Origin of the sequence: Streptomyces sp. B21-105, from assembly GCF_036898465.1 — a bacterium.
In the GTDB taxonomy this organism is placed as follows: domain Bacteria; phylum Actinomycetota; class Actinomycetes; order Streptomycetales; family Streptomycetaceae; genus Streptomyces.
This window is the reverse complement of record NZ_JARUMJ010000001.1, coordinates 2158392-2177830: the sequence shown is the minus strand read 5'-3', so window position 1 is coordinate 2177830 and position 19439 is coordinate 2158392. Positions and strand designations below refer to the sequence as shown.

General features: G+C 71.1%; 20 protein-coding genes and 1 tRNA gene. 11 read left to right on the top strand and 10 right to left on the bottom strand.

The genetic code is table 11. The annotated features are described in order from the left end of the window. Positions 1-721: 721 nt before the first annotated feature. The 3 genes from QA802_RS09800 to QA802_RS09790 all read right to left on the bottom strand — a co-directional run bounded on the left by QA802_RS09800 (position 722) and on the right by QA802_RS09790 (position 2255). A complete protein-coding gene (locus QA802_RS09800; RefSeq protein WP_319166222.1) occupies positions 722-1009 on the bottom strand; it encodes a hypothetical protein in 288 nt (95 codons plus the stop codon). Positions 1010-1197: 188 nt separating this feature from the next. Then, positions 1198-1386, bottom strand: coding sequence for a DUF397 domain-containing protein (locus tag QA802_RS09795; protein ID WP_334520089.1), 189 nt, complete (start codon positions 1384-1386; stop codon positions 1198-1200). After that, positions 1383-2255 carry a helix-turn-helix domain-containing protein gene (locus QA802_RS09790; RefSeq protein ID WP_319166220.1) on the bottom strand — a complete coding sequence of 291 codons (873 nt, stop codon included), beginning with the start codon at positions 2253-2255 and terminating at the stop codon, positions 1383-1385. The genes QA802_RS09795 and QA802_RS09790 overlap by 4 nt, the downstream gene beginning before the upstream one ends. A 167-nt stretch (positions 2256-2422) precedes the next feature. Here QA802_RS09790 and QA802_RS09785 point away from each other — a divergent pair, with 167 nt between their 5' ends. Both QA802_RS09785 and QA802_RS09780 read left to right on the top strand, forming a co-directional pair. Next, entirely contained in the window at positions 2423-2935 is a 513-nt protein-coding gene (locus QA802_RS09785; protein ID WP_334520086.1) for an ATP-binding protein, read from the top strand. 177 nt (positions 2936-3112) lie between these two features. After that, complete coding sequence (locus QA802_RS09780; protein WP_319166218.1) at positions 3113-3844, top strand: hypothetical protein; 732 nt, start codon at positions 3113-3115, stop codon at positions 3842-3844. An 826-nt stretch (positions 3845-4670) separates the two neighbouring features. Here QA802_RS09780 and QA802_RS09775 read toward each other — a convergent pair. The 3 genes from QA802_RS09775 to QA802_RS09765 all read right to left on the bottom strand — a co-directional run bounded on the left by QA802_RS09775 (position 4671) and on the right by QA802_RS09765 (position 6114). After that, positions 4671-5156: a hypothetical protein gene (locus tag QA802_RS09775; RefSeq protein ID WP_319166216.1), complete on the bottom strand. Its 486-nt coding sequence runs from the start codon at positions 5154-5156 to the stop codon at positions 4671-4673. Further along, positions 5153-5482 (bottom strand): plasmid mobilization protein, encoded by a 330-nt coding sequence (locus QA802_RS09770; RefSeq protein ID WP_286257222.1) that lies wholly within the window; start codon positions 5480-5482, stop codon positions 5153-5155. The genes QA802_RS09775 and QA802_RS09770 overlap by 4 nt, the downstream gene beginning before the upstream one ends. Positions 5483-6029: 547 nt before the next feature. After that, positions 6030-6114: transfer RNA gene (locus QA802_RS09765), tRNA-Leu, on the bottom strand. A 212-nt stretch (positions 6115-6326) separates the two neighbouring features. Here QA802_RS09765 and QA802_RS09760 point away from each other — a divergent pair. From QA802_RS09760 to QA802_RS09750, 3 genes are all read left to right on the top strand, one after another. Beyond that, positions 6327-7655 (top strand): M20/M25/M40 family metallo-hydrolase, encoded by a 1329-nt coding sequence (locus QA802_RS09760; protein ID WP_319166215.1) that lies wholly within the window; start codon positions 6327-6329, stop codon positions 7653-7655. Positions 7656-7820: 165 nt separating this feature from the next. Continuing rightward, complete coding sequence (gene chpH / locus QA802_RS09755; protein ID WP_319166214.1) at positions 7821-8054, top strand: chaplin ChpH; 234 nt, start codon at positions 7821-7823, stop codon at positions 8052-8054. A gap of 189 nt (positions 8055-8243) precedes the next feature. Beyond that, positions 8244-9080, top strand: a complete 837-nt coding sequence (locus tag QA802_RS09750) for a chaplin (RefSeq protein WP_334520078.1) — start codon at positions 8244-8246, stop codon at positions 9078-9080. Positions 9081-9148: 68 nt separating this feature from the next. On the opposite strand, the gene QA802_RS09745 is transcribed toward QA802_RS09750, so the two are convergent. Next, the gene (locus QA802_RS09745; RefSeq protein ID WP_319166212.1) at positions 9149-9337 is read right to left on the bottom strand and encodes a DUF5703 family protein; all 189 of its coding nucleotides are present in this window, start codon (positions 9335-9337) and stop codon (positions 9149-9151) included. 47 nt (positions 9338-9384) lie between these two features. Here QA802_RS09745 and QA802_RS09740 point away from each other — a divergent pair, with 47 nt between their 5' ends. Next, positions 9385-10077, top strand: a complete 693-nt coding sequence (locus QA802_RS09740; RefSeq protein WP_334520073.1) for a hypothetical protein — start codon at positions 9385-9387, stop codon at positions 10075-10077. 78 nt (positions 10078-10155) lie between these two features. On the opposite strand, the gene QA802_RS09735 is transcribed toward QA802_RS09740, so the two are convergent. Together QA802_RS09735 and QA802_RS09730 are read right to left on the bottom strand one after the other, a co-directional pair. Beyond that, entirely contained in the window at positions 10156-12768 is a 2613-nt protein-coding gene (locus QA802_RS09735; RefSeq protein WP_334520070.1) for a helix-hairpin-helix domain-containing protein, read from the bottom strand. Then, a complete protein-coding gene (locus QA802_RS09730; protein ID WP_334520068.1) occupies positions 12765-13751 on the bottom strand; it encodes an aldo/keto reductase in 987 nt (328 codons plus the stop codon). The genes QA802_RS09735 and QA802_RS09730 overlap by 4 nt, the downstream gene beginning before the upstream one ends. A 183-nt stretch (positions 13752-13934) precedes the next feature. Here QA802_RS09730 and QA802_RS09725 point away from each other — a divergent pair, with 183 nt between their 5' ends. Together QA802_RS09725 and QA802_RS09720 are read left to right on the top strand one after the other, a co-directional pair. After that, on the top strand, positions 13935-14990 hold the full coding sequence (locus QA802_RS09725; protein ID WP_334520066.1) for an LLM class F420-dependent oxidoreductase: 1056 nt from the start codon (positions 13935-13937) through the stop codon (positions 14988-14990). A gap of 228 nt (positions 14991-15218) precedes the next feature. Further along, positions 15219-16007, top strand: a complete 789-nt coding sequence (locus QA802_RS09720; protein ID WP_334520064.1) for a ferritin-like domain-containing protein — start codon at positions 15219-15221, stop codon at positions 16005-16007. A gap of 27 nt (positions 16008-16034) precedes the next feature. On the opposite strand, the gene corA is transcribed toward QA802_RS09720, so the two are convergent. Beyond that, positions 16035-17030: a magnesium/cobalt transporter CorA gene (gene corA, locus QA802_RS09715; RefSeq protein ID WP_334520060.1), complete on the bottom strand. Its 996-nt coding sequence runs from the start codon at positions 17028-17030 to the stop codon at positions 16035-16037. 62 nt (positions 17031-17092) lie between these two features. Here corA and QA802_RS09710 point away from each other — a divergent pair, with 62 nt between their 5' ends. The 3 genes from QA802_RS09710 (at position 17093) to QA802_RS09700 (ending at position 19286) form a co-directional block, all read left to right on the top strand. Beyond that, positions 17093-17779, top strand: coding sequence for a histidine phosphatase family protein (locus QA802_RS09710; protein ID WP_334520057.1), 687 nt, complete (start codon positions 17093-17095; stop codon positions 17777-17779). A gap of 119 nt (positions 17780-17898) precedes the next feature. Next, complete coding sequence (locus QA802_RS09705; RefSeq protein WP_057579653.1) at positions 17899-18489, top strand: DUF3090 domain-containing protein; 591 nt, start codon at positions 17899-17901, stop codon at positions 18487-18489. After that, a complete protein-coding gene (locus QA802_RS09700) occupies positions 18453-19286 on the top strand; it encodes an SCO1664 family protein (RefSeq protein ID WP_443042083.1) in 834 nt (277 codons plus the stop codon). Before QA802_RS09705 ends, QA802_RS09700 begins: the two co-directional genes overlap by 37 nt. Positions 19287-19439: the final 153 nt, after the last annotated feature.

Here is a 19439-nt window from a genome sequence, read left to right as displayed (position 1 = left end):
GACCAGCACAACAGGACTAATTGATGTTGAGGTTCCCGCGGGCCCCAAGATCACTCCCCGAGAGCATGCGTATGCATTTATTGAACCCGCACATACGCCCCTGAGGTAGTAGGGGCCTTACCCGCTGAGGAGACGAGGGGTGAGACTCCCTCGGCTCCTCAGCGGGAAGCTTCATTCGTCGTCATCCCCGTCATCGAGGTCGAAGTCGAAGGCCAGCTGGCCCGACAGAGCGTCGTCCGGCGCGGCCGCAGCCTGGGGCTCCGTCGGGTCCAAAGCCTCCTCGATCTCGTGAGGCAGAGCGTAATCGTCCGCGAGTCGCGCGAGGTGCACGAATGGGTGCCGTACCCCGAACTCCTCAAGTCGTTGACGGGACGGGTCCCTACCTCAAGCGCCTTCCTCATAGGCAGGTGCTCGAGCAGGCCGTACTCGGTGCTGCCGACGTCCTCCTCTGGCAGCAGGACGCCTTCGCCCTCGCCGACGGCTACGACGAAGCCACCGACGAGTACCAGAACCTCTGGATCCACGGCGACAAGCCCGATCCCAGCTTCGTCACCGACGAAACGCTCCTCGTCCAGCCGGCCCGAGCCGTCGCCCAGCGCGCACGGGTTGTGGCTACCCCGCCGATCGAACCGGTCACCCCTGCGGACGGCAGCAATAGCGGTGAAGGCAGCAGCCCGTCTCCCAGTCCCGGTGCTGTCATGCCTACGCCGGGCCCCGGCTCTCAGCCCTCGACTCCGCCGGCGAAGAAGGTCATGCGCAGGTTCTGGGGTGTCAAGGCCCTCAACCCAACCGTCCCGCTGCCGACTTCGCCAATATCCAGCAGGAGGTCCTGGCGCACCTCGAAGCCGCCGACGGCGTCACGCTCGAGGTCCGTATCGAGATCGCCGCAAGCACTCCCGACGGATTCACGGAACAGCAGATACGTACCGTCCGAGAGAACGCCGCCCAGTTGAAGTTCGAGGACACGGGTTTCGAAGAGAACTGAGTTGGTCCGACAAGCCGCGCGCACATCGATCTACTCGGAGGAGTCCATGCCGGTCAGCCCGGGAGGCCGTGACGTCATCGATGAACCTGGGTGCGGCTGACGCTACATACTGCGGTGGGGGAGACCCAAAGGTCTCCCCCACCAGCACTGAGCGATGCGGGACCGGGGGCAATACCACCACACCGGTCACCGGTCGTTGGCGCCTGTGCCCCTCACACCTCTGTCGCGAACCCCACGAACCGTGACCACTCCTCGCGGCCGACGGCGAAATGAGGGCGCGTCACGTCCTTGGAGTCCCGGACGCACACGGCCTGTATGGTAACGGCGACCTCCAGGCAGTCGTCACCCTGACTGCCGCTGTAGCTGGACTTGAACCACGCCAGTTCCGGCCTCGCGCTCATAGCTCTCCTCGGAGTCGCTCCAGCAGACCCCGCGAATCCTTGGCGTTCAGGGCCTGCGAGCGCAGTGTGTCATAGCGCTGGCAGAGCAGGCTCACCTCTTTCACGTCGGAGATCAGACGGCCGTTCTGCTGCCCCTCGGAGTACGCAAGTCGTTGCCCTCTGGGAGTCTCCAAAAGCCGCACCGGCCCATCCAGACAGGCATGCAACCCAGCCTCCAACGGCACGACTTGGAGCGTCACGTTCCGCGGTGCGCTCAGCTCCAGCACATGGTCGAACATCTCCCGCATCTGGTCCGGATCCCCGAACCTGCGCCGGAAGACGTGTTCTTCGACAATGAAGCTGAACGGCGTCGTCGGCCGCTCGAACAGCATCCGCTGACGCTCCATCCGTCGGGCCATGAAGTCCTCCAGCAGGCTGTCCGGAGCCACCGGAACGGTCCCCTCGAACACCGCCCGCGCATACCCCTCCGACTGCAACAACCCCGGCACCAGCCGACACTCGTACGTGCACAGACTCACCGCCACCCGCTCCAGCCGAGCCCACTGCCGGAACCACGCCGCGAGCCCCACATCCCCGCGTCCCCGTGTCACGTACTTCGACGCCTTCCGCAGTGCCCCCGTGTTTCCCAGTGCATCCTCTGACCGCTCCACCAACGCCACGTCGGGCATCCGACGCCCCAACTCCACGGACTCCACCGTGTGCTTGGAGAAGCTGACCAGGTTCGCGAACTCGGTTCTGCTGTACCCCGCGTGCTCGCGCAGTGCCTGCATGACCGCCCCGAACGTCCGCAGGCTGTCCGAGGGATCGGGCTCCCGGTCCGCCTCGCCGCACGACACGTGTTCGTCGTCCACCACACCGCCGTCGATCATCCGCGGCCACCTCCGGTTCCGTACCCGCGCTGTTCGCCGTCCCACAGTCGACGACACTCAGCGTGACGCATGAACCTTCGTACCGTCCACGGAATGTGTCCGTACGCTGACGTAACGTACGGACCTCACCTCTGGAACGCGCCCCGCGCACCCGTCACCGTGGCCTCATGAGCGCAACCACACCCCAACTCTCCTCCACCGTACACACGTTCGCCCAGCTCCTGTCGTCCACCCGCCGCGGAGCCCGGCTCGCCCGTCTCCTCGCCTGCGAGCAGCTCCGCACGTGGCCGGTGTCACCCAGCGTCACCGAGCGCGCCGAGCAGATCGTGGCCGAACTCGCCTCCAACGCCGCCCTGCACGGTCGTGTTGGCAGCCGCGACTTCCGGCTCACCCTCACCCTCGACACGGCGGCCGGCTTGCTCCGCATCGCCGTCACCGACGCCCGGGGCGAGCGCATCCCGTCGCCGCCTGCGGATCGCGGAACGCCCCTGAACGCCGAGTCCGGCCGCGGCCTGCTCCTGGTCACCGCCCTCGCCGACCGCTGGGGCGTCGAGCCGTACCCGCCCGGCGGCAAGACGGTCTGGGCCGAATGCACCCTCGAGACCCCCGACCCGGACACCCACACCGGGCGGCTCCAACCGCGATGGCTGGGGCGTGGGGGGAGGCGGTCAGGGTCGTGACGAGACGGTGTGCACGCCGGTGCGGCGCCCCTGGGAGGTGCCGACGGTGATCTCGCAGTCGATGGGGCGGACCGCAACGGCTCCGAGCCTGGACAGGTAGGAGCTGTCGGGGAAACGCTCCAGAACTGGCAGCCTGAGTGGGAGACTTGGGGCCTAACGACCTAAGGAGTTCAAGGTATGACAACAGGCGCCCACGATGGACCGGTTCCGGCAGAAGACGGACGTGGGCAGCGAGTCCTCGACCTCCTGGACAAGGCCATCGACAGCCAGAGCGTACTGGTGCGCAAGAACATCGCCCGGGCCCGCCAGCGGAACCCGGAGGCGACACCGGCACAGGTGATCCGCAACCTGGAGCGGATGTACGTCAGCGCCTTGACCGGGACGGGTGCCGCAGTGGGAGGAGTTGCAGCCGCGCCCGGCGTCGGCACGGGAGTCGCACTGGCACTGTCGGCAGGCGAGGCTCTCTCGTCTCTTGAGCTGAGCGCCCTCTTCGCGCTCTCGCTCGCCGAAGTCCACGGAGTCCCCATCGACGAGGTCGAGCGCCGCCGGACGATCGTGATGGGAATCATGCTCGGCGGTTCCGGTTCCGCCACCATCACCAAGGTCGCCGAGCGTACGGGGCAACACTGGGGACGTCAGGTTGTCGCCAAGGTGCCCGTCGAGACGTTGCGTCAGATCAACAAGATATTGGGGAAGAACTTCATCACGAAGTACGGGACCAAGCAGGGAATCATCGTTCTCGGTCGAGTGGCACCGTTCGGTATCGGCGCTGTGATCGGTGGTGGCGCCAACGCTGCCCTCGCCACTCTGGCTGTGAGGGCCGGTCGTCGCGCCTTTGGCCCGCCCCCGACGTCGTGGCCATGGCTGACGCACAGCGCACCGCCGAAGTCCGAGAACTCGCCTGGCTGACCCTCGGCGCAACCAAGGGGGTGCTTGTGGGCGGCGGAGAGTTCAATCGCACGTGTGTGAAGTGCCGCAACTCCATCGAGGTCGACCAGGACGGCCGCGTGGTCGCCCATGAAAGGCCGGTAAGTCGTTTCCCCTGCCACGCCTCCGGTCAGCTCGCCGCACTCGTGTCGGTCGAGTGGGGGCCCGGGCCTCGGCGTAGCCGGCGGATTGCGGGTGGGGGCGAAGGACGCAGGCGTGACCGACGGAAGACAACCGAGTACCTCAAGCCCCCTGAGTGGCTGCCGAATTATCGGGGTGAGCACCTGCCGACAATCGGCTTGCCCGCCAACGGGTGGTTCAGTGTCTGGTTCCCGGCTCACACGATGTGGGAGCACGAACGGAAACTCTCCGGCTGGGTCGGAAGCGATCGATCATTCCGGTGGGACGGCCACGAGGAGTGTTGGACGGTTGCCAGCTCTCACTTCCCCCACATAAGCCGGGAGCTGCTCCGCAGGTACCCGAGCGTCCTCATCGGCCGTGAGTACAACCCGCGCGAAAGGTGCAACTCGTCCTGCCGGAATGCCCAGGGCTTTCTGTGTACCTGCTCCTGCCGTGCCAAGTACCACGGCCGTGGTAAATGGCGAAGCGGGTGGAGGACCCTCGGCGAGTTCAGCGGTCGGCGCGGGGGGAGGCCGTGGCACTGGACGGCCGTTGCCGTTGCCGGCTGATCGCCTCGGCACCCGCTCGCGGAGTAAGCCTGCGCAGGGCCGCGCCCCGCTCCTGCCGCCGGAGCCCGTGCACCGCCCTGTGCGGCCATCTGGACGGGACGGGGCGTAACTCTCGGCCATCAGACAGCGACCACGTGCACGTCCGTCGGCGCGAGGACCGTCAGGTAGGCGTGGATGTCCCCCGGGTCGGTGGTGAAGATGACCGCGCTGCCGTGTCGGGCCGCTGCCAGCGCCACCCAGGCGTCCACCGCGTCCGGCCGCTTCTTCGCCGGCAGGGGCGCCTGCCCCAGAGCGGTGCCGATGCGCCGCCAGTCCGTGAGGTCCGGACCCGTCGCGCAGGCCAGACACTCCGGCCGGCCCGCCTTCGTCTCACGCATGGACGGCTCGGACGTACGGGCCTGAGGGACCACGCAGTCCTTCAGGACGCCGGACAGCGCGTGCACCAGCGCCGGCTGGGGGCGCCACACCTGGGCGAGGACCGGTCCGAGCACCAGCGCCCGGTGCGGGACCGCGCGCAGTCCCTCGTGGAGAGCCACCGCCTTCGCCTTGCGGTCGGCGAGTGCGATGAGCATGCCCGTGTCGTAGACCGGCACCCGTGCGCTCACGCGGCGTGTCCCGGACGGCGGCCCTGCTGGTCCCGGCCGTGGACGAGGCCCAGGGCCTCCTCGACCTCGCGGCGTTCCTGCTCAGTCAGTTCCGCGGCCGGTTCCGGGGCGGGTTCGGCGGGCAGTCCGTCCGCTGCCCGCTCCGCGCGGGCGATGAGTGCGTCCACCTCGGCGAACTGTTCCTCTATGGCATCACTCTCGGCCATCTGGCGCGTTGCGGCATGCACCAGGTAGGCCGAGACGTCCATGCCCGCCCGCTCCGCGTGCTGCCTGATGCGTTCGGCCTGGTCCTGCTCCAAGCTGATGGTGATGCGCGTCTTTGCCACGAAGGCATCGTAATACGCGTATGACGACAGGGCGAGTGTGGTCGAGGTGGGCAGCCGGGGACGCTCCCTCTTCCCGGCGTCCCCCTTCCGTACCGGCCCCCCGCCTACCGGCCCCCCGCCTACCGGCGTCCGCCACCCGCCCCGCACGGAGGACCTGGGGTCCGACAGCGATCAGTCACTGCGTCCGGATCCAGCCCCGCAAAGCCAGCACGCAGAGCGCCGCAACCCCACCCGGTGAGCCCTCCGACCCGCCATTGGCGCGACGCTTCCGACCGAGCAGTCGAGCCTCCGCCACGCGAGTGATACACCTCCGCCGCGCTCCGCCCCCTGAAAACCCCACATGCCTGCGCCACGGCTACCAGCCGTGGCGCAGGCATGTCCTGTTTCCGCAGGTGAGAGGTGCAGTACCTGGACCGCCACCGCCTCACCTCCTCATCGAGCCGATCACGAGGCTCGAGGCCCCAGAAACGACGAATTACCGGTGAGTCACATGACTCGACCGGTAATTCGTGAACGCTTCGGGGCGATCTCGTGAACGTCCCTGCTGTGTCCGAGGGGGGACTTGAACCCCCACGCCCGATAAAGGGCACTAGCACCTCAAGCTAGCGCGTCTGCCATTCCGCCACCCGGACAAGGTGTCTGTCGTGCGCGGTTTCCCTCGCGGCGACGTCGTAAACATTACCAGGCTTTCCGGGGTGCCCCGATCACCGCCGGCGGACGGCCGCGGACGGCCGCGGACGTGCCCGCGTGAACGGCGCGTGACGGGCCGGGACCGGTCTTGGGCACGGACCCGCAGGCGGGGGAGGATGAGCAGGACCCAGCAGTGACAGCGGGAGGAAGCAGCGTGAGCGCGACGGACGACCAAGCCAGGAACGTCACCGGTGAGGACGAGGTCGTGGACCTCTGCCGCGACCTGATCCGGATCGACACCAGCAACTACGGCGACCACTCGGGCCCCGGTGAGCGCAAGGCGGCCGAGTGGGTCGCGGAGAAGCTCGCCGAGGTGGGCCTCGAGCCCAAGATCTTCGAGTCGCACCCCGGCCGCGCCTCCACCGTGGCCCGGATCGAGGGCGAGGACCCCTCCAGGCCCGCACTGCTCATCCACGGCCACCTGGACGTCGTCCCGGCCAACGCCGCCGACTGGACCCACCACCCCTTCTCCGGCGAGGTCGCCGACGGATGCGTGTGGGGCCGGGGCGCGGTCGACATGAAGGACATGGACGCCATGACGCTGGCGGTCGTCCGCGACCGGCTGCGCTCCGGGCGGCGGCCGCCCCGCGACATCGTGCTCGCGTTCCTCGCCGACGAGGAGGCCGGCGGCACGTACGGCGCCCGGCACCTCGTCGACCGCCACCCCGACCTGTTCGAGGGCGTCACCGAGGGGATCAGCGAGGTGGGCGGGTTCTCGTTCACCGTGAGCGAGGAACGGCGGCTCTACCTCGTCCAGACGGCCGAGAAGGGCATGCACTGGATGAAGCTGACCGTGGCCGGCACCGCCGGACACGGCTCGATGATCCACCGGGACAACGCCATCACCGAGCTGTCCGAGGCCGTCGCCCGGCTCGGCCGGCACACCTTCCCGGTACGGGTCACCAAGACGACCCGGGCCTTCCTCGACGAACTCGGCGACGCGCTGGGCACCCCGCTGGACCCCGAGGACATGCAGGCCACCCTGGCCCGGCTCGGCGGCATCGCCAAACTGATCGGCGCGACGCTCAGCAACACCGCCAACCCCACCCAGCTAGGCGCCGGCTACAAGGTCAACGTCATCCCGGGGGAGGCCACCGCGCACGTCGACGGCCGGTTCCTGCCGGGGTACGAGGACGAGTTCCTCGCCGACCTGGACCGGATCCTCGGCCCGAAGGTGCGCCGCGAGGACGTGCACTCCGACAAGGCCCTGGAGACGTCCTTCGACGGGGCGCTGGTCGAGGCCATGCAGTCCGCGCTGCTCGCCGAGGACCCGACCGCCAGGGCCGTCCCCTACATGCTGTCCGGCGGCACCGACGCCAAGTCCTTCGACGACCTCGGCATCCGCGGGTTCGGCTTCGCCCCGCTCAAGCTGCCCCCGGAGCTCGACTTCGCCGGCATGTTCCACGGTGTGGACGAGCGGGTCCCGGTGGACGGACTGCGCTTCGGGGTGCGGGTGCTCGACCGCTTCATCGACGCGTCCTGAATGTCCGGGTGAAACGAGATTTCACCCGGCGCGGGAAATCGGCCGCCTGTGCGGAGGTGACTGGGAAGAGTGAATGCGCCGATAAGCGCGTAGCCCCACTAATTCCGCCTCGTTACTGGTGATGCGATCCGCTGCTTGGGGTCGCTTTGCCTACAAGGAGGAATAATGATCAAGAAGGTCGTCGCTGCTGCGGCTGCCACTGGTGGGCTGGTTCTCGCGGGCGCGGGCATGGCCGTCGCCGACGCGGGCGCTCAGGGTGCCGCGGTGCACTCCCCGGGCGTCCTGTCCGGCAACGTCGTTCAGGTTCCCGTGCACGTCCCGGTGAACGTCTGCGGCAACACGATCTCGGTGATCGGGCTGCTGAACCCCGCCTTCGGCAACACCTGCATCAACAACTGACGTCGACCCGCTGAGGGGTCGTCCACACCGTCGGCCCCGGAGCGCACGCCATGTGCTCCGGGGCCGACCGGTCTTTTCTCGAAGGAAAAGCCGAGAAGTCGTAGAGCCCGATGACATCGAACAGCCGCCATAATGCGAGCGACTCGAGCGATTCGGGACACAGGCGAGATCGAAAGCAGGGATTCAGCAATGCGACAGGTCACCCGCAAAAGCCTCATGACCGTGGCGGCGGCGACGGGGGTGATCGCTGCCGCCGGCGGCTACGCCCACGCCGACTCCGGCGCGTACGGCACCGCCACCGACTCGCCCGGCGTCCTGTCGGGCAACTCGGTACAGGCGCCGATCAACGTGCCCGTCAACATCTGCGGCAACACCGTGGACGTCATCGGGTTGCTCAACCCGACCTTCGGCAACTCGTGCGCCAACAAGGGCGGCGGCGGGATGTCCGGCGGATACGGCGACCACCAGGGCCGCGGCGGCAGCCAGGCTGGCCACCACGGCGGCGGTCACGGCGGCAGCCACAGCGGCGGTCACGGTGGTCACTACGGCGGCTCCGGGGCGCACGGTGGCTCCGGGGGTGCGCACGCGGGCGGCCACACGGGCGGGTCGCCCGGCGTCGGCTCGGGCAACCACGTCCAGGTGCCCGTCGACGTGCCGGTGAACGTGTGCGGCAACAGCGTGGACGTCGTCGGCATCCTCAACCCGTCGATGGGCAACGACTGCGCCAACGACCGCGGCCCGAAGCGGCCCCCGTCCCACGGCCACGAGACGCCGGGCAAGCCCGGGCACCACAGCCCCGGCAAGCCGTCCGAGCCGGGCGAGTCCACCCCGTCCGCACCCGAGGCGCCGTCCACCCCGGGTCAGGTGACGCCGGTCGGCGACTCCTCCGTGCACGGGCCCGCCGCCCAGGTTCCGCAGCTCGCGCACACCGGAAGCGAGCTGCCGATGGGCCTCGCGGTGCCGGTCGGCGCGGGCGCACTGCTCGCGGGCGCGGTGCTCTACCGCAAGGCGCGCCCCTCGGCGTGAGCCGTCGGAGCGCTGACGACGGAGCGGGCCCCGCCTGGGCGGGGCCCGCTCCGTCGTGTCGTCTCACCTCACCACGTGGCCCGCACCTGACGAATGATCCGTCGGCGCAACCGCACCCGGCGACTGCCGTCGCGCAGCAGGCTCAGGCGGTCCAACTCCCAGTGTCCGTACTCGGCATGGTCGGTCAGCAGCCGTGTCGCCTCGTTGCGGGAAACCCCGCGCGGAACGTACACGTCGACAAATTCGTATTCCGGCATCGCATCTATTGTGCGGGGTGGGGCCCGGTACGGATAGCGTCTGCACTATGTCTGATGCTGCGCAGCCCACCGCTGCCGAGGTACGCGCCGCCGCCGAGGCGGTCAAGACCGCGCTCGACCGCCACCTGGCCGCGGTCGAACGCAGGACGGGGGAGGACGACCCGGCCGTCTACGAGGCGTTCAACGAGCTGGCCGCGGCCGCCGAGGTCTACGACGAACTGCTCTACGACCGCTACGACGAGGTCACGCCCTTCGAGATCCCCGGTGCGGAGGACTCCCTGCCGCCGTACGCGGGCCCCGAGGAGCCGAACGCCCTGAGCGTGCTGATCCGCCGCGACTACGCCGTCGCGGAGCCGCAGCGGCTGATGGCGCAGGCGCAGCGGGTGGAGGCGGCGGAGGACGAGGGGACGGGCGCCGAGGTCTCGGCCACCGTGCACGGGGCACTGGGCATCCTGTTCGGCGAGTTCGAACCGGACGAGATCGCCTCCCGGCACAAGGAGTTCGGCCTCGAGGAGGCCGACTCGACGCTGTGGGTGCTGGCCGCCGACGACCCGGCCGACCCGGGCGAGTGGCTGGAGACGCCGTTCGACCAGCCCGACCCGGGGAGCGTGATCTGCCGCTTCGACGTCAGCTCGGTCTTCGACGACCTCGACGACGACGCCGACGACGCGGACGAAGCGGACGAAGCGGACGAGACCGACGACGAGGAAGAGCTGGAGAGGCTCGACGCGGATCGCTGACCGGCAGCAGGCTGCTTCTGTGCGTGGAGACGGCGGCGGTCGCCCTGGGGAGACCCCGGGCGACCGCCGCCGTCCGTGTCAGACGGGGGCCTGCTCGCCGGTCGCCGGAACCTGACTGCGCAGCAGCACCGGCAGCCGGGTGGTACGCGGCTTCGCCGGGACCTCGGCGACGGCCCGCGGCAGGGCCTGTTCGACGCCGTGCACCACGGAGAGATGACGCTCCGCCCGGCCGAAGGCCGTGTACACCCAGGGGCGGGAGAGGGCCTGCGCGGCGTCCCCGGGCAGCACCACGACCGCCGCGGGCCAGCGGCTGCCCACCGCCTGGTGCGCGGTCAGCGCCCACCCGTGACGCACGGCCTGCTCCACCCGCTCTCTCGGGACGACCACGGAGCCGGCGGCGCAGGAAAGGTGCAGCCCCTGGGCGTCGGCCGTCACCACCCGGCCCGGCAGCGTGCGGCCCGGCACGGGGGAGTAGGCGACCCGGTCGCCGGGGTCGAACCCGCCGAAGCGGCCGGGGCCCGGATTGAGCCGTTCTTTCAGAGCGGCGTTGAGCGCGCGGGTGCCGGCCGCGCCGCCGTGGCCCGGAGTGATCACCACTGCCTCCTCGGGCGCGACCCCGAAGGCCCGCGGCACCGACTCCGCCAGGAGCTGCACGGTCCGGTGCACGGCCTCTCCGGCGTCCCGCACCGGCACGATGACGATCTCCTTGCCGGGCGCGGCGACCTGGTTCAGCTCACCGATGCCGACGCCCGACACGAGCTCGCCGATCGGACCCGGATCGGGGGTGCGCGAGGCGACCTGCGGACTCACGCGTGCCGCGAGCAGGTCGGCGAAGACCCGTCCCGGGCCCGCGGACCAGAGCACGCCCGGATCCCCGCTGAGCACCAGCCGCGCCCCGTCCGGCAGCGACTCCGCCAGCATCGCGGCGCTCTCCACGTCGAGTTGCGGCGCGTCGAGCAGGACCAGCAGGTCGAGTGCGAAGGCCCCCTCGGCGTCCCGTCCGGGCCCCTCGGCGCCGGAGAGCAGACCGGGGACGGTCACGACCGCACCGTTGTCCGCGCTGCTGTCCGTGCCGTCGCCCGCACCGGCTCCCGCGCCGCCCCGCGCGTCTAGGAGCGCCGCGAACCGGCGCTGTCCGTCGGGCGTGTGACAGGCCGCGACCGCGCGCAGGCCCAGCGCCCGGGCCGCGGTGAGCAGGGCGGCCGGTTCGGCGCGGGCGGCATCGCCGCCGGTGTGCAGCACCAGACCGTTTCCGGCGACGGCGCGGATCAGCTCGGCCGTGCTGCCGGTCGCGGCGGCCGCCGCGGACTCCCACGCCGACGAGGAGTCCTTCGCCGGGGAGTTGACCACCCGGGCCAGCGCGTCGGCGAGGCTCTCCTCCGCGAGGGCGTAACGCTCCAGTCCGACCAGGACACGAACCGGCCGGCTGTCGTCGTCCGCATCGCCGGCCCCGCCCTCGTCGGCGTCCGCTCCCGGCGCCGGCCCCGGCGCCGGCCCCGACGCCGGTCCCGGTGCCGCCGTCGGCCGCTCGGCGCCCGGCGCGTCCAGGGCGTCCTGGAAGGCGAGCGCCTCGCCCTCGGCCAGCGTGTTCTGGACGGCCGTCTCCGCGTCCGGCACGGACTGGCGGCCGAGGGCCGCGGTGAGCGCCGGAAGCTCCAGGGCGGTGTGACCGGCCAGGGCGGCCTGCTCCAGCAGCCACACCGTGATTGCGCGACCGCGCCGCTCGTCGTCGGGGGCGCAGTCCGCGCCGAGCAGCGTCCGCGCGAACCCGTCGGCCTGCTCGGGACGCACGCCCTGGACGCGCAGCAGCTGCCACGGGTCCTCGCGCAGCAGCTGCTCGGCGCCCTCGCCGAGTGCGGCGGCGGTCTGCGGCGCGAGCGCCTCGGGCGCCCCGCCGTCGGCCAGCGCCCGTCGCACGCCCTCGACGGCGGCCGGCGCCGCCGGTTCCGCGGCCAGGGCGGGAACCTGCTGCGGGCGGCGCGCCGGCTCGGGGGCGGTACGGCGCGGGGCCGCTCCCAGGTCGTCGAAGACGGCCGCCGGGGGCTTCGCCCCGCCCTCCACGGCACGTACGGCGGCCAGCAGGTCGGCGGCCTTCCCACTGAGTTTGGCCCCCGCCGTGATGGGCGCGGCCTTCTCGGCCTTCCGCCGCTCGATCCGCTCCCGCTCGAGCTTCTGCGCGGCCAGCTCGGCCTGAGCCTCGGAGACCTGCCCGGCCGCTTCCCCCTCGCCGGAGTCCCCGGTCACCGAGGCCGCGGCCTCGGTGACCGCACCGTCGCCCACGATCTCCCCGGCATTCCCGTCGCCCCCCGCCTCCACACCCCCGCGCTCTGCGCCTGCCCCCGCGCCCGCCCGCTCTGCGCCGGCTGCTTCCGCGCCCGCCGCTTCGGTGCCTGTTGCCGCCGCGCCTGCGGCTTCCGCATCCCCAGGCTCCGCGGCTGCTGCCGCTGTGCCCGTCGCCTCTGTGCCCGTCGCCTCTGCGCCCCCACGCTCAGCGCCCGCGGCCCCCGCACCCGCGGCCCCCGCGTCCGACGGCTTCTCGCCGAGCGCCTGTCCGGCGGTTGCGGGGGCGTCGTCGGGTGCGGCCGGATCCGCTGTCCCGGCGTCGGCCGGGGTCGCGGGGCGCCCGGTGTTCCGCGGCGTCACCGGTCCGGTGTTCTCCGTCGTGTCCCGGGGCTCCGGCTCCGTGCTCACAGCGTGCTCCAGTCGTGATCGGGATAGCGGTGCACGGGTGCCGACACATCGTCGAGCGCCCGGCAGATCTCGTCAGGAAGACTAAGCGCCTCCACTGACAATGCCGCCGTGAGCTGCTGCGCGTTGCGCGCGCCGACGATCGGGGCGGCCACGCCGGGCCGGTCGCGGACCCAGGCGAGTGCCACCTGCAGTGGGGTCACCGCCAACCCGTCCGCGGCGGTCGACACGGCGTCCACGATGCTGCTGGCGGTGTCGTCGAGATACGGCTCGACGAAGAGCCCGAAGTGGTCCGAGGCGGCGCGCGAGTCCGGCGGCAGGGCGTCGCCGCGATACTTGCCGGTGAGCACGCCGCGGCCCAGCGGGGAGGAGGGCAGCAGGCCGATGCCGAGGTCCAGCGCGGCCGGCAGCACCTCGCGCTCGATGCCGCGCTGCAGCAGCGAGTACTCCATCTGTGTCGCCGCGAGCCGCGTCCGCGTGCCCGGCGCGGAGAGCTGCCAGGTGGCTGCCTTGGCGAGTTGCCAGCCGCAGAAGTTGGAGACTCCGGCGTACCGGGCGCGACCGCTGGCGACGGCGATGTCGAGCGCCTGCAGCGTCTCCTCCAGCGGAGTGTCCGGGTCGAAGGCGTGCACCTGCCACAGGTCGACGTAGTCCGTGCCGAGCCGGGCCAGCGAGGCGTCGAGGGCGGCGAGGAGGTGACCGCGCGAACCGTCGAAGTGGCGGTCCGGGTCGGGCACGCTGCCCGCCTTGGTCGAGATGATCAGGTCCCGCCGCGGCACCAGGCCGTCCATGAGCCGACCGAGCAGGTACTCGGCGTCCCCGTCGCCGTACACGTCGGCCGTGTCGACGAGGGTCCCGCCCGCCTCCCAGAACGTCTTGATGACGTCCGCGGCGTCGTGCTCGTCGGTGTCGCGGCCCCAGGTCAGGGTGCCGAGCCCGATACGGGACACGCGCAGGCCGGTGCGGCCGAGATGCCTCTGCTCCATGGACGCCGAGATTACTGGCCAGAACTGGGCAGTGGGTTGCCTGTGGACAACCGGATCTCCGGGCCGGGCCGCCGGGTTCCCCGCAGGCGACGGCCCTCGCCCCGCTCCGCACGACCCGGTCCGTCCACCGCCGCGCTAAGGTCTGCGGAACAGCGTCGTTACTGATGAGTAAGGGGATCGGCCATGCAGCTCGGGATCAACCTCGGCTACTGGGGTGCCGGAATGGACGGCGACAACCTCGCCGTCGCCCAGGAGGCCGACCGCCTCGGGTACGCCGTCTGCTGGGCCGCCGAGGCCTACGGATCGGACGCGGCCACCGTGCTCACCTGGGTCGCAGCGCAGACCGAGCGGATCGACGTCGGCTCGGCCATCTTCCAGATCCCGGCCCGCCAGCCCGCGATGACCGCGATGACCGCCGCCACCCTCGACTCCCTGTCCGGCGGCCGCTTCCGCCTGGGTCTCGGCGTCTCCGGCCCGCAGGTCTCCGAGGGCTGGTACGGCGTCAAGTTCGACAAGCCGCTGTCCCGCACGCGCGAGTACGTCGAGATCGTCCGCAAGGCCATGACGCGCGAGCGTCTGTCGTACGAGGGCGCGCACTGGACGCTGCCGCTGCCCGGCGGACCGGGCAAGCCGATCAAGCTGACCGTGCACCCGGAACGCGAGCACATCCCGCTGTACATCGCCGCGATCGGCCCGAAGAACCTGGAGCAGACCGGCGAGATCGCCGACGGCGCGCTGTTGATCTTCCCGTCCGCCGATCACCTCGAGGACACCGCGATCACCCACCTGAGGGCCGGCCGCGAGAAGGCCGGCAAGACCCTCGACGGCTTCGACATCTGTCCGACGCTGCCGCTCGCACTCGGCGAGGACAAGGACGTCGAGCGCCTCGCCGACACCTTCCGCCCCTACACCGCGCTGTACGTCGGCGGCATGGGCAGCCGCAAGCAGAACTTCTACAACCAGCTCGCCCAGCGCATGGGCTACGAGCAGGCGGCGGCCGAGATCCAGGACAAGTACCTGGCCGGCGACAAGCAGGGCGCGGCAGCCGCCGTCCCGCACCAGCTGATCGACCAGACCACCCTGCTCGGCTCGGTGGAACGGATCGCCGACCGCATGAAGGCCTACGCGGCGGTCGGCGTCACCACCCTCACCCTGGCCCCCGCCGGCTTCACCCTCGAGGAGCGCCTCGCCGCGCTGCGCGCGGGCACCCAGGCACTGGAACTCGCCGGTCTGGCATAGCCGGGGGAAGTCTGCGGCCGTGGTGGGGGCTCGGGGGTCTTCCCCGCCACGGCCGTCACTGGGAACAACGCGCCACGCGCCACGCGGTTACGCCCCCGGACCGGACTCCCCGGATCCCCCGTTCGGCGGAGCCGTCCGGCACAGCTGTTGCGCCGTCGTCGCCACCGCATTTGACTCGTTCCGCACAACGCCGCGGAATCACGTGTCATGCGGAGAGGTGATCGACGAATGCTTTCGGCCAAGAGTCTGTTCCAGGAGATCATCGACCACGACGCGTCCTTCGCGCTGTTCTGTTCCATCGCCGCCGGCGGCGAGTCGCAGGGCGGCTGGGAGAACGCCCGGATCGCCGAGCTCGTCCCGCAGAGCGAACGCGACCTCGCCCCGAGGATCGCCCGTCACGGCGCCGACGAGGACAAGCACGGGCGGATCTTCAACGCCCTGATGCGCAAACGCGGCCTGGACCCGGTCCCCGTCCCGCCGGAGACCGACTACACGATGCTCCTGGAGCGGCGTGGCATCGGTCTCGCCCACGACCGGCTCATCGCGAAGAAGCCGCTGAGCGTGCCGGACATCGTGACCTACCTCTCCCACAGCCGCGTCACCGAACAGCGCGCCGCCGAACAGATGGAGCTGCTGCGCAGGCACTTCACCGACCACCCCGACATCGGCCGCGCGGTGAAGATGATCTCGAACGACGAGGACAACCACCTCGCCTACTGCCACGAGGAGCTGCTGCGTTTCGCCCGCGCGGGCCACGGCCGGGTCATCCAGCGCACCCTGCGCGCCTGCGCGCTCGCCGAGATCCGCGTCTACCGGGACGTCAGCCTCGCCGTCATGGACCACATGGGCCGCATCCTCGGCTGGCCCAAGGCGAAGTCGGCCGTCCTCGCGGCCGGCATCCACGCCGTGTACGCGTGGGAGCGGGTCGCGGGCTGGCGGCGGATGGTGTCCCTGGAGATGCCCGAACGCCGTGACGCGCTCGGCGGCCCGGCGACCACCGCCCCCGAGTTCGCCTGATCCCGGCCGCTTCAGTCGGCCGCGCCGCTACAGCCAGCCGCGCTGCTTGAACAGCCGGAACAGCAACACCTCGAGCACGCCCATCAGCGCGATGACCGCCGGATACGACCACACCCAGCGAAGTTCCGGCATGTGCTCGAAGTTCATGCCGTAGATCCCAGCGATCATCGTGGGGACGGCGGCCATCGCCGCCCACGCGGAGATCTTCCGCATGTCGTCGTTCTGCCGGACGCTCATCTGCGCCAGATGCGCCGACAGGATGTCCGTCACCAGCCGGTCCAGCCCCTCCACGGACTCGTTCACGCGCGTGAGGTGATCGTGGACGTCACGGAAGAAGGGCCGCGCCTTGTCGTTCACGAACGGCACGCCCGAACCGAACGCGCCGGTGCCGGCCAGCCGGCTCAGCGGCGGCCCCAGCGGACCGGTCGCCCTGCGGAACTCCAGGATCTGCCGCTTGAAGGTGTAGATCCGCGACGCGGTGTTGCGCGAACCGCCGCCGTCCGGCGAGAACACCTCCGTCTCCAGCTCCTCCAGGTCGGTCTGCAGCTCGGTCGCCACGTCCAGGTAGTGGTCCACGGTGGCGTCGGCGATCGCGTACACCACCGCCGTCGGCCCTTTGGCGAGCAGCTCCGGCTCGTCCTCCAGCCGGCGGCGCACTGCGGCCAGCGGCGCGCCGTCGCCGTGCCGGACGGTCACCAGGAACGAGTCGCCGAGGAACACCATCACCTCGCCGGAGGAGACGGTGTCGCTCTCGGGCTCGTAGACGACCGGCTTGAACACCAGGAACAGCGAGTCGTCGTAGACCTCCAGCTTGGGCCGCTGGTGGGCCTTGAGGGCGTCCTCGACGGCGAGCGGGTGCAGCCCGAACTCCCGGGTGACGTGCTCGAACTCCTTCTCGGTGGGTTCGTGCAGCCCGATCCACACGAACCCGCCCGCGGAACGCGCCTCGTCCACGGCGTCGGAGAAGTCCTGCGGGCCCTGCGTGCGGCGCCCGTCACGGTAGATGGCACAGTCGACGATCACGCGTCGGATTCTCCCCTCACACCCTCACCGGCACACACGCGCGTGCGCCTACCCTGGGCCGCATGCCCACGCTGATCCTCGTCCGGCACGGCCGGTCCACCGCCAACACCTCCGCCGTGCTCGCCGGCTGGACGCCCGGAGTCGCCCTCGACGAGCGGGGCGCCGCGCAGGCCGCCGCGCTGCCCGCGAGGCTCGAGGCGCTGCCCCTCGCGGAGGTCGTCGCGAGCCCCCTGCAGCGCTGCCAGGAGACGATCCGCCCCCTCCTCGACGCCCGCCCCGGCCTGCGCGCGCACACCGAAGAGCGGATCGGGGAGTGCCACTACGGCGACTGGTCCGGCCGCAAGCTCGCCGAGCTGATGGACGAACCGCTGATGGAGGTCGTGCAGTCGCACCCCTCCGCCGCCGCCTTCCCCGGCGGGGAGTCCATGCGGGCCATGCAGACCCGTGCCGCGGAGGCGGTCCGCGAGTGGAACGCGCGCGTGGAACGCGACCACGGCGCCGACGCCGTCTATCTGATGTGCTCGCACGGCGACATCATCAAGTCGCTCGTCGCGGACGCCCTCGGACTGCATCTCGACCTCTTCCAGCGGATCTCCGTCGAACCCTGTTCCGTCACCGCGATCCGTTACACCCGGCTGCGCCCCTTTCTCGTACGCCTCGGCGACACCGGCGACCTCGCCTCCCTCGCACCGCGCGAGGCGCCGCCGACCGGGGACGCCACGGTCGGGGGCGGTGCGGGCGCACCGTGATCGTCGGCCGCAGTAGGGTGAAGCGGTTCGCGTAGGCGCGCCTACCCGCACGGACGGTCCCCATCCGTCCCACCGACCCACCGACCCACGACGACCCTCGATTCCCATGGAGACAGGACGTGTCCCGTCAGGTGTTCCTCTACGACCCCCCGGACCGCTTCGTGGCCGGTACGGTCGGACTGCCCGGGCGCCGTACCTTCTTCCTCCAGGCCACCGCCGGTACCCGGGTGACCAGCGTGGCCCTGGAGAAGACCCAGGTCGCCGCACTCGCCGAGCGGATGGACGAACTGCTCGACGAGGTCGTCCGGCGCAGCGGCGGCAGCGCCGCGGTACCCGCCGTGTCGCCCGCCGAGAACACCGACACGGCGCCCCTCGACACCCCGATCGAGGAGGAGTTCCGGGTCGGCACCATGGCCCTCGCCTGGGACGGCGAGGAACAGCGCATGATCGTCGAGGCGCAGGCCCTGGTGGAACTCGAGGCGGACTCCGAGGAGGATCTCGCGGAGGCCGAGGAGAAACTCCTCCAGGACGAGGAGAACGGACCGCCGATGCTGCGGGTCCGGCTCAGCGGCTCCCAGGCGAGGGCCTTCGCCAAGCGCGCCCTCGACGTCGTCAACGCCGGCCGCCCGCCGTGCCCGCTGTGCAGCCTGCCGCTCGACCCGGAAGGACATGTATGTCCGCGCCAGAACGGATACCGCCGGGGCGCGTGACGACCACCGACCCCGCCACCGCCGCACTCCTCGCGCACGGTGAGCTCACCGTCCGCGGACGCATCCGGGAGGCCTCGAACGCGGCGCTGTACTGCACCGTCGCCGACGAGGGCAGGGAGGCCGCCTGCGTCTACAAACCCGTCGCCGGCGAGCGGCCGTTGTGGGACTTCCCCGACGGCACCCTCGCCGGGCGCGAGGTGGCCGCGTACGAGGTCTCCGAGGTCACCGGCTGGGGCCTCGTGCCGCCGACCGTGCTGCGGGAGGGACCGTACGGCGAGGGCATGTGCCAGCTGTGGATCGAGACGGCCCCCGAGGCCGAGCTGCTCGCCCTCGTCGACGCGCAGGAGCCCGGGCCGGGCTGGAAGGCCGTCGGGTTCGCCGACGTCGGCGAGGGCCGCACCGCGCTCCTGGTGCACGCGGACGACGAACGGCTCAGACGGCTCGCCGTCCTCGACGCGGTGATCAACAACGCCGACCGCAAGGGCGGCCATCTGCTGCCCACCGCCGACGGCCGGCTCTACGGCATCGACCACGGCGTCACCTTCAACGCCGAGAACAAGCTGCGCACCCTGCTGTGGGGCTGGGCGGGGGAGCCGTTGACCGGCGAGGCCGTGGACGTGCTCAAGGGCCTCAAGGGCGCCCTGGAACCGGACGGGCGACTGACGGCCGCCCTGAGCGCACTGATCACCCCCGCCGAACTCGACGCCACGCGCGCGCGTACCGAGGCGCTGCTGGAGGCGGGCACACACCCCGAGCCGACGGGCGACTGGCCGGCGATCCCCTGGCCTCCCGTGTAGCCGAGCCCGGAAGCTGCGCCCTGAAGCTGCGCCCGGCCCTCGTGGGAGTCCTCCCGGAGCGCTGTCGCAGGCACGACGGCCGGGATTGCACAAGAACGCCTTCCCGGCCATCCGGCCCGCTCCGGTTCGTACCCGCAACTTCCGTCCGGTTAC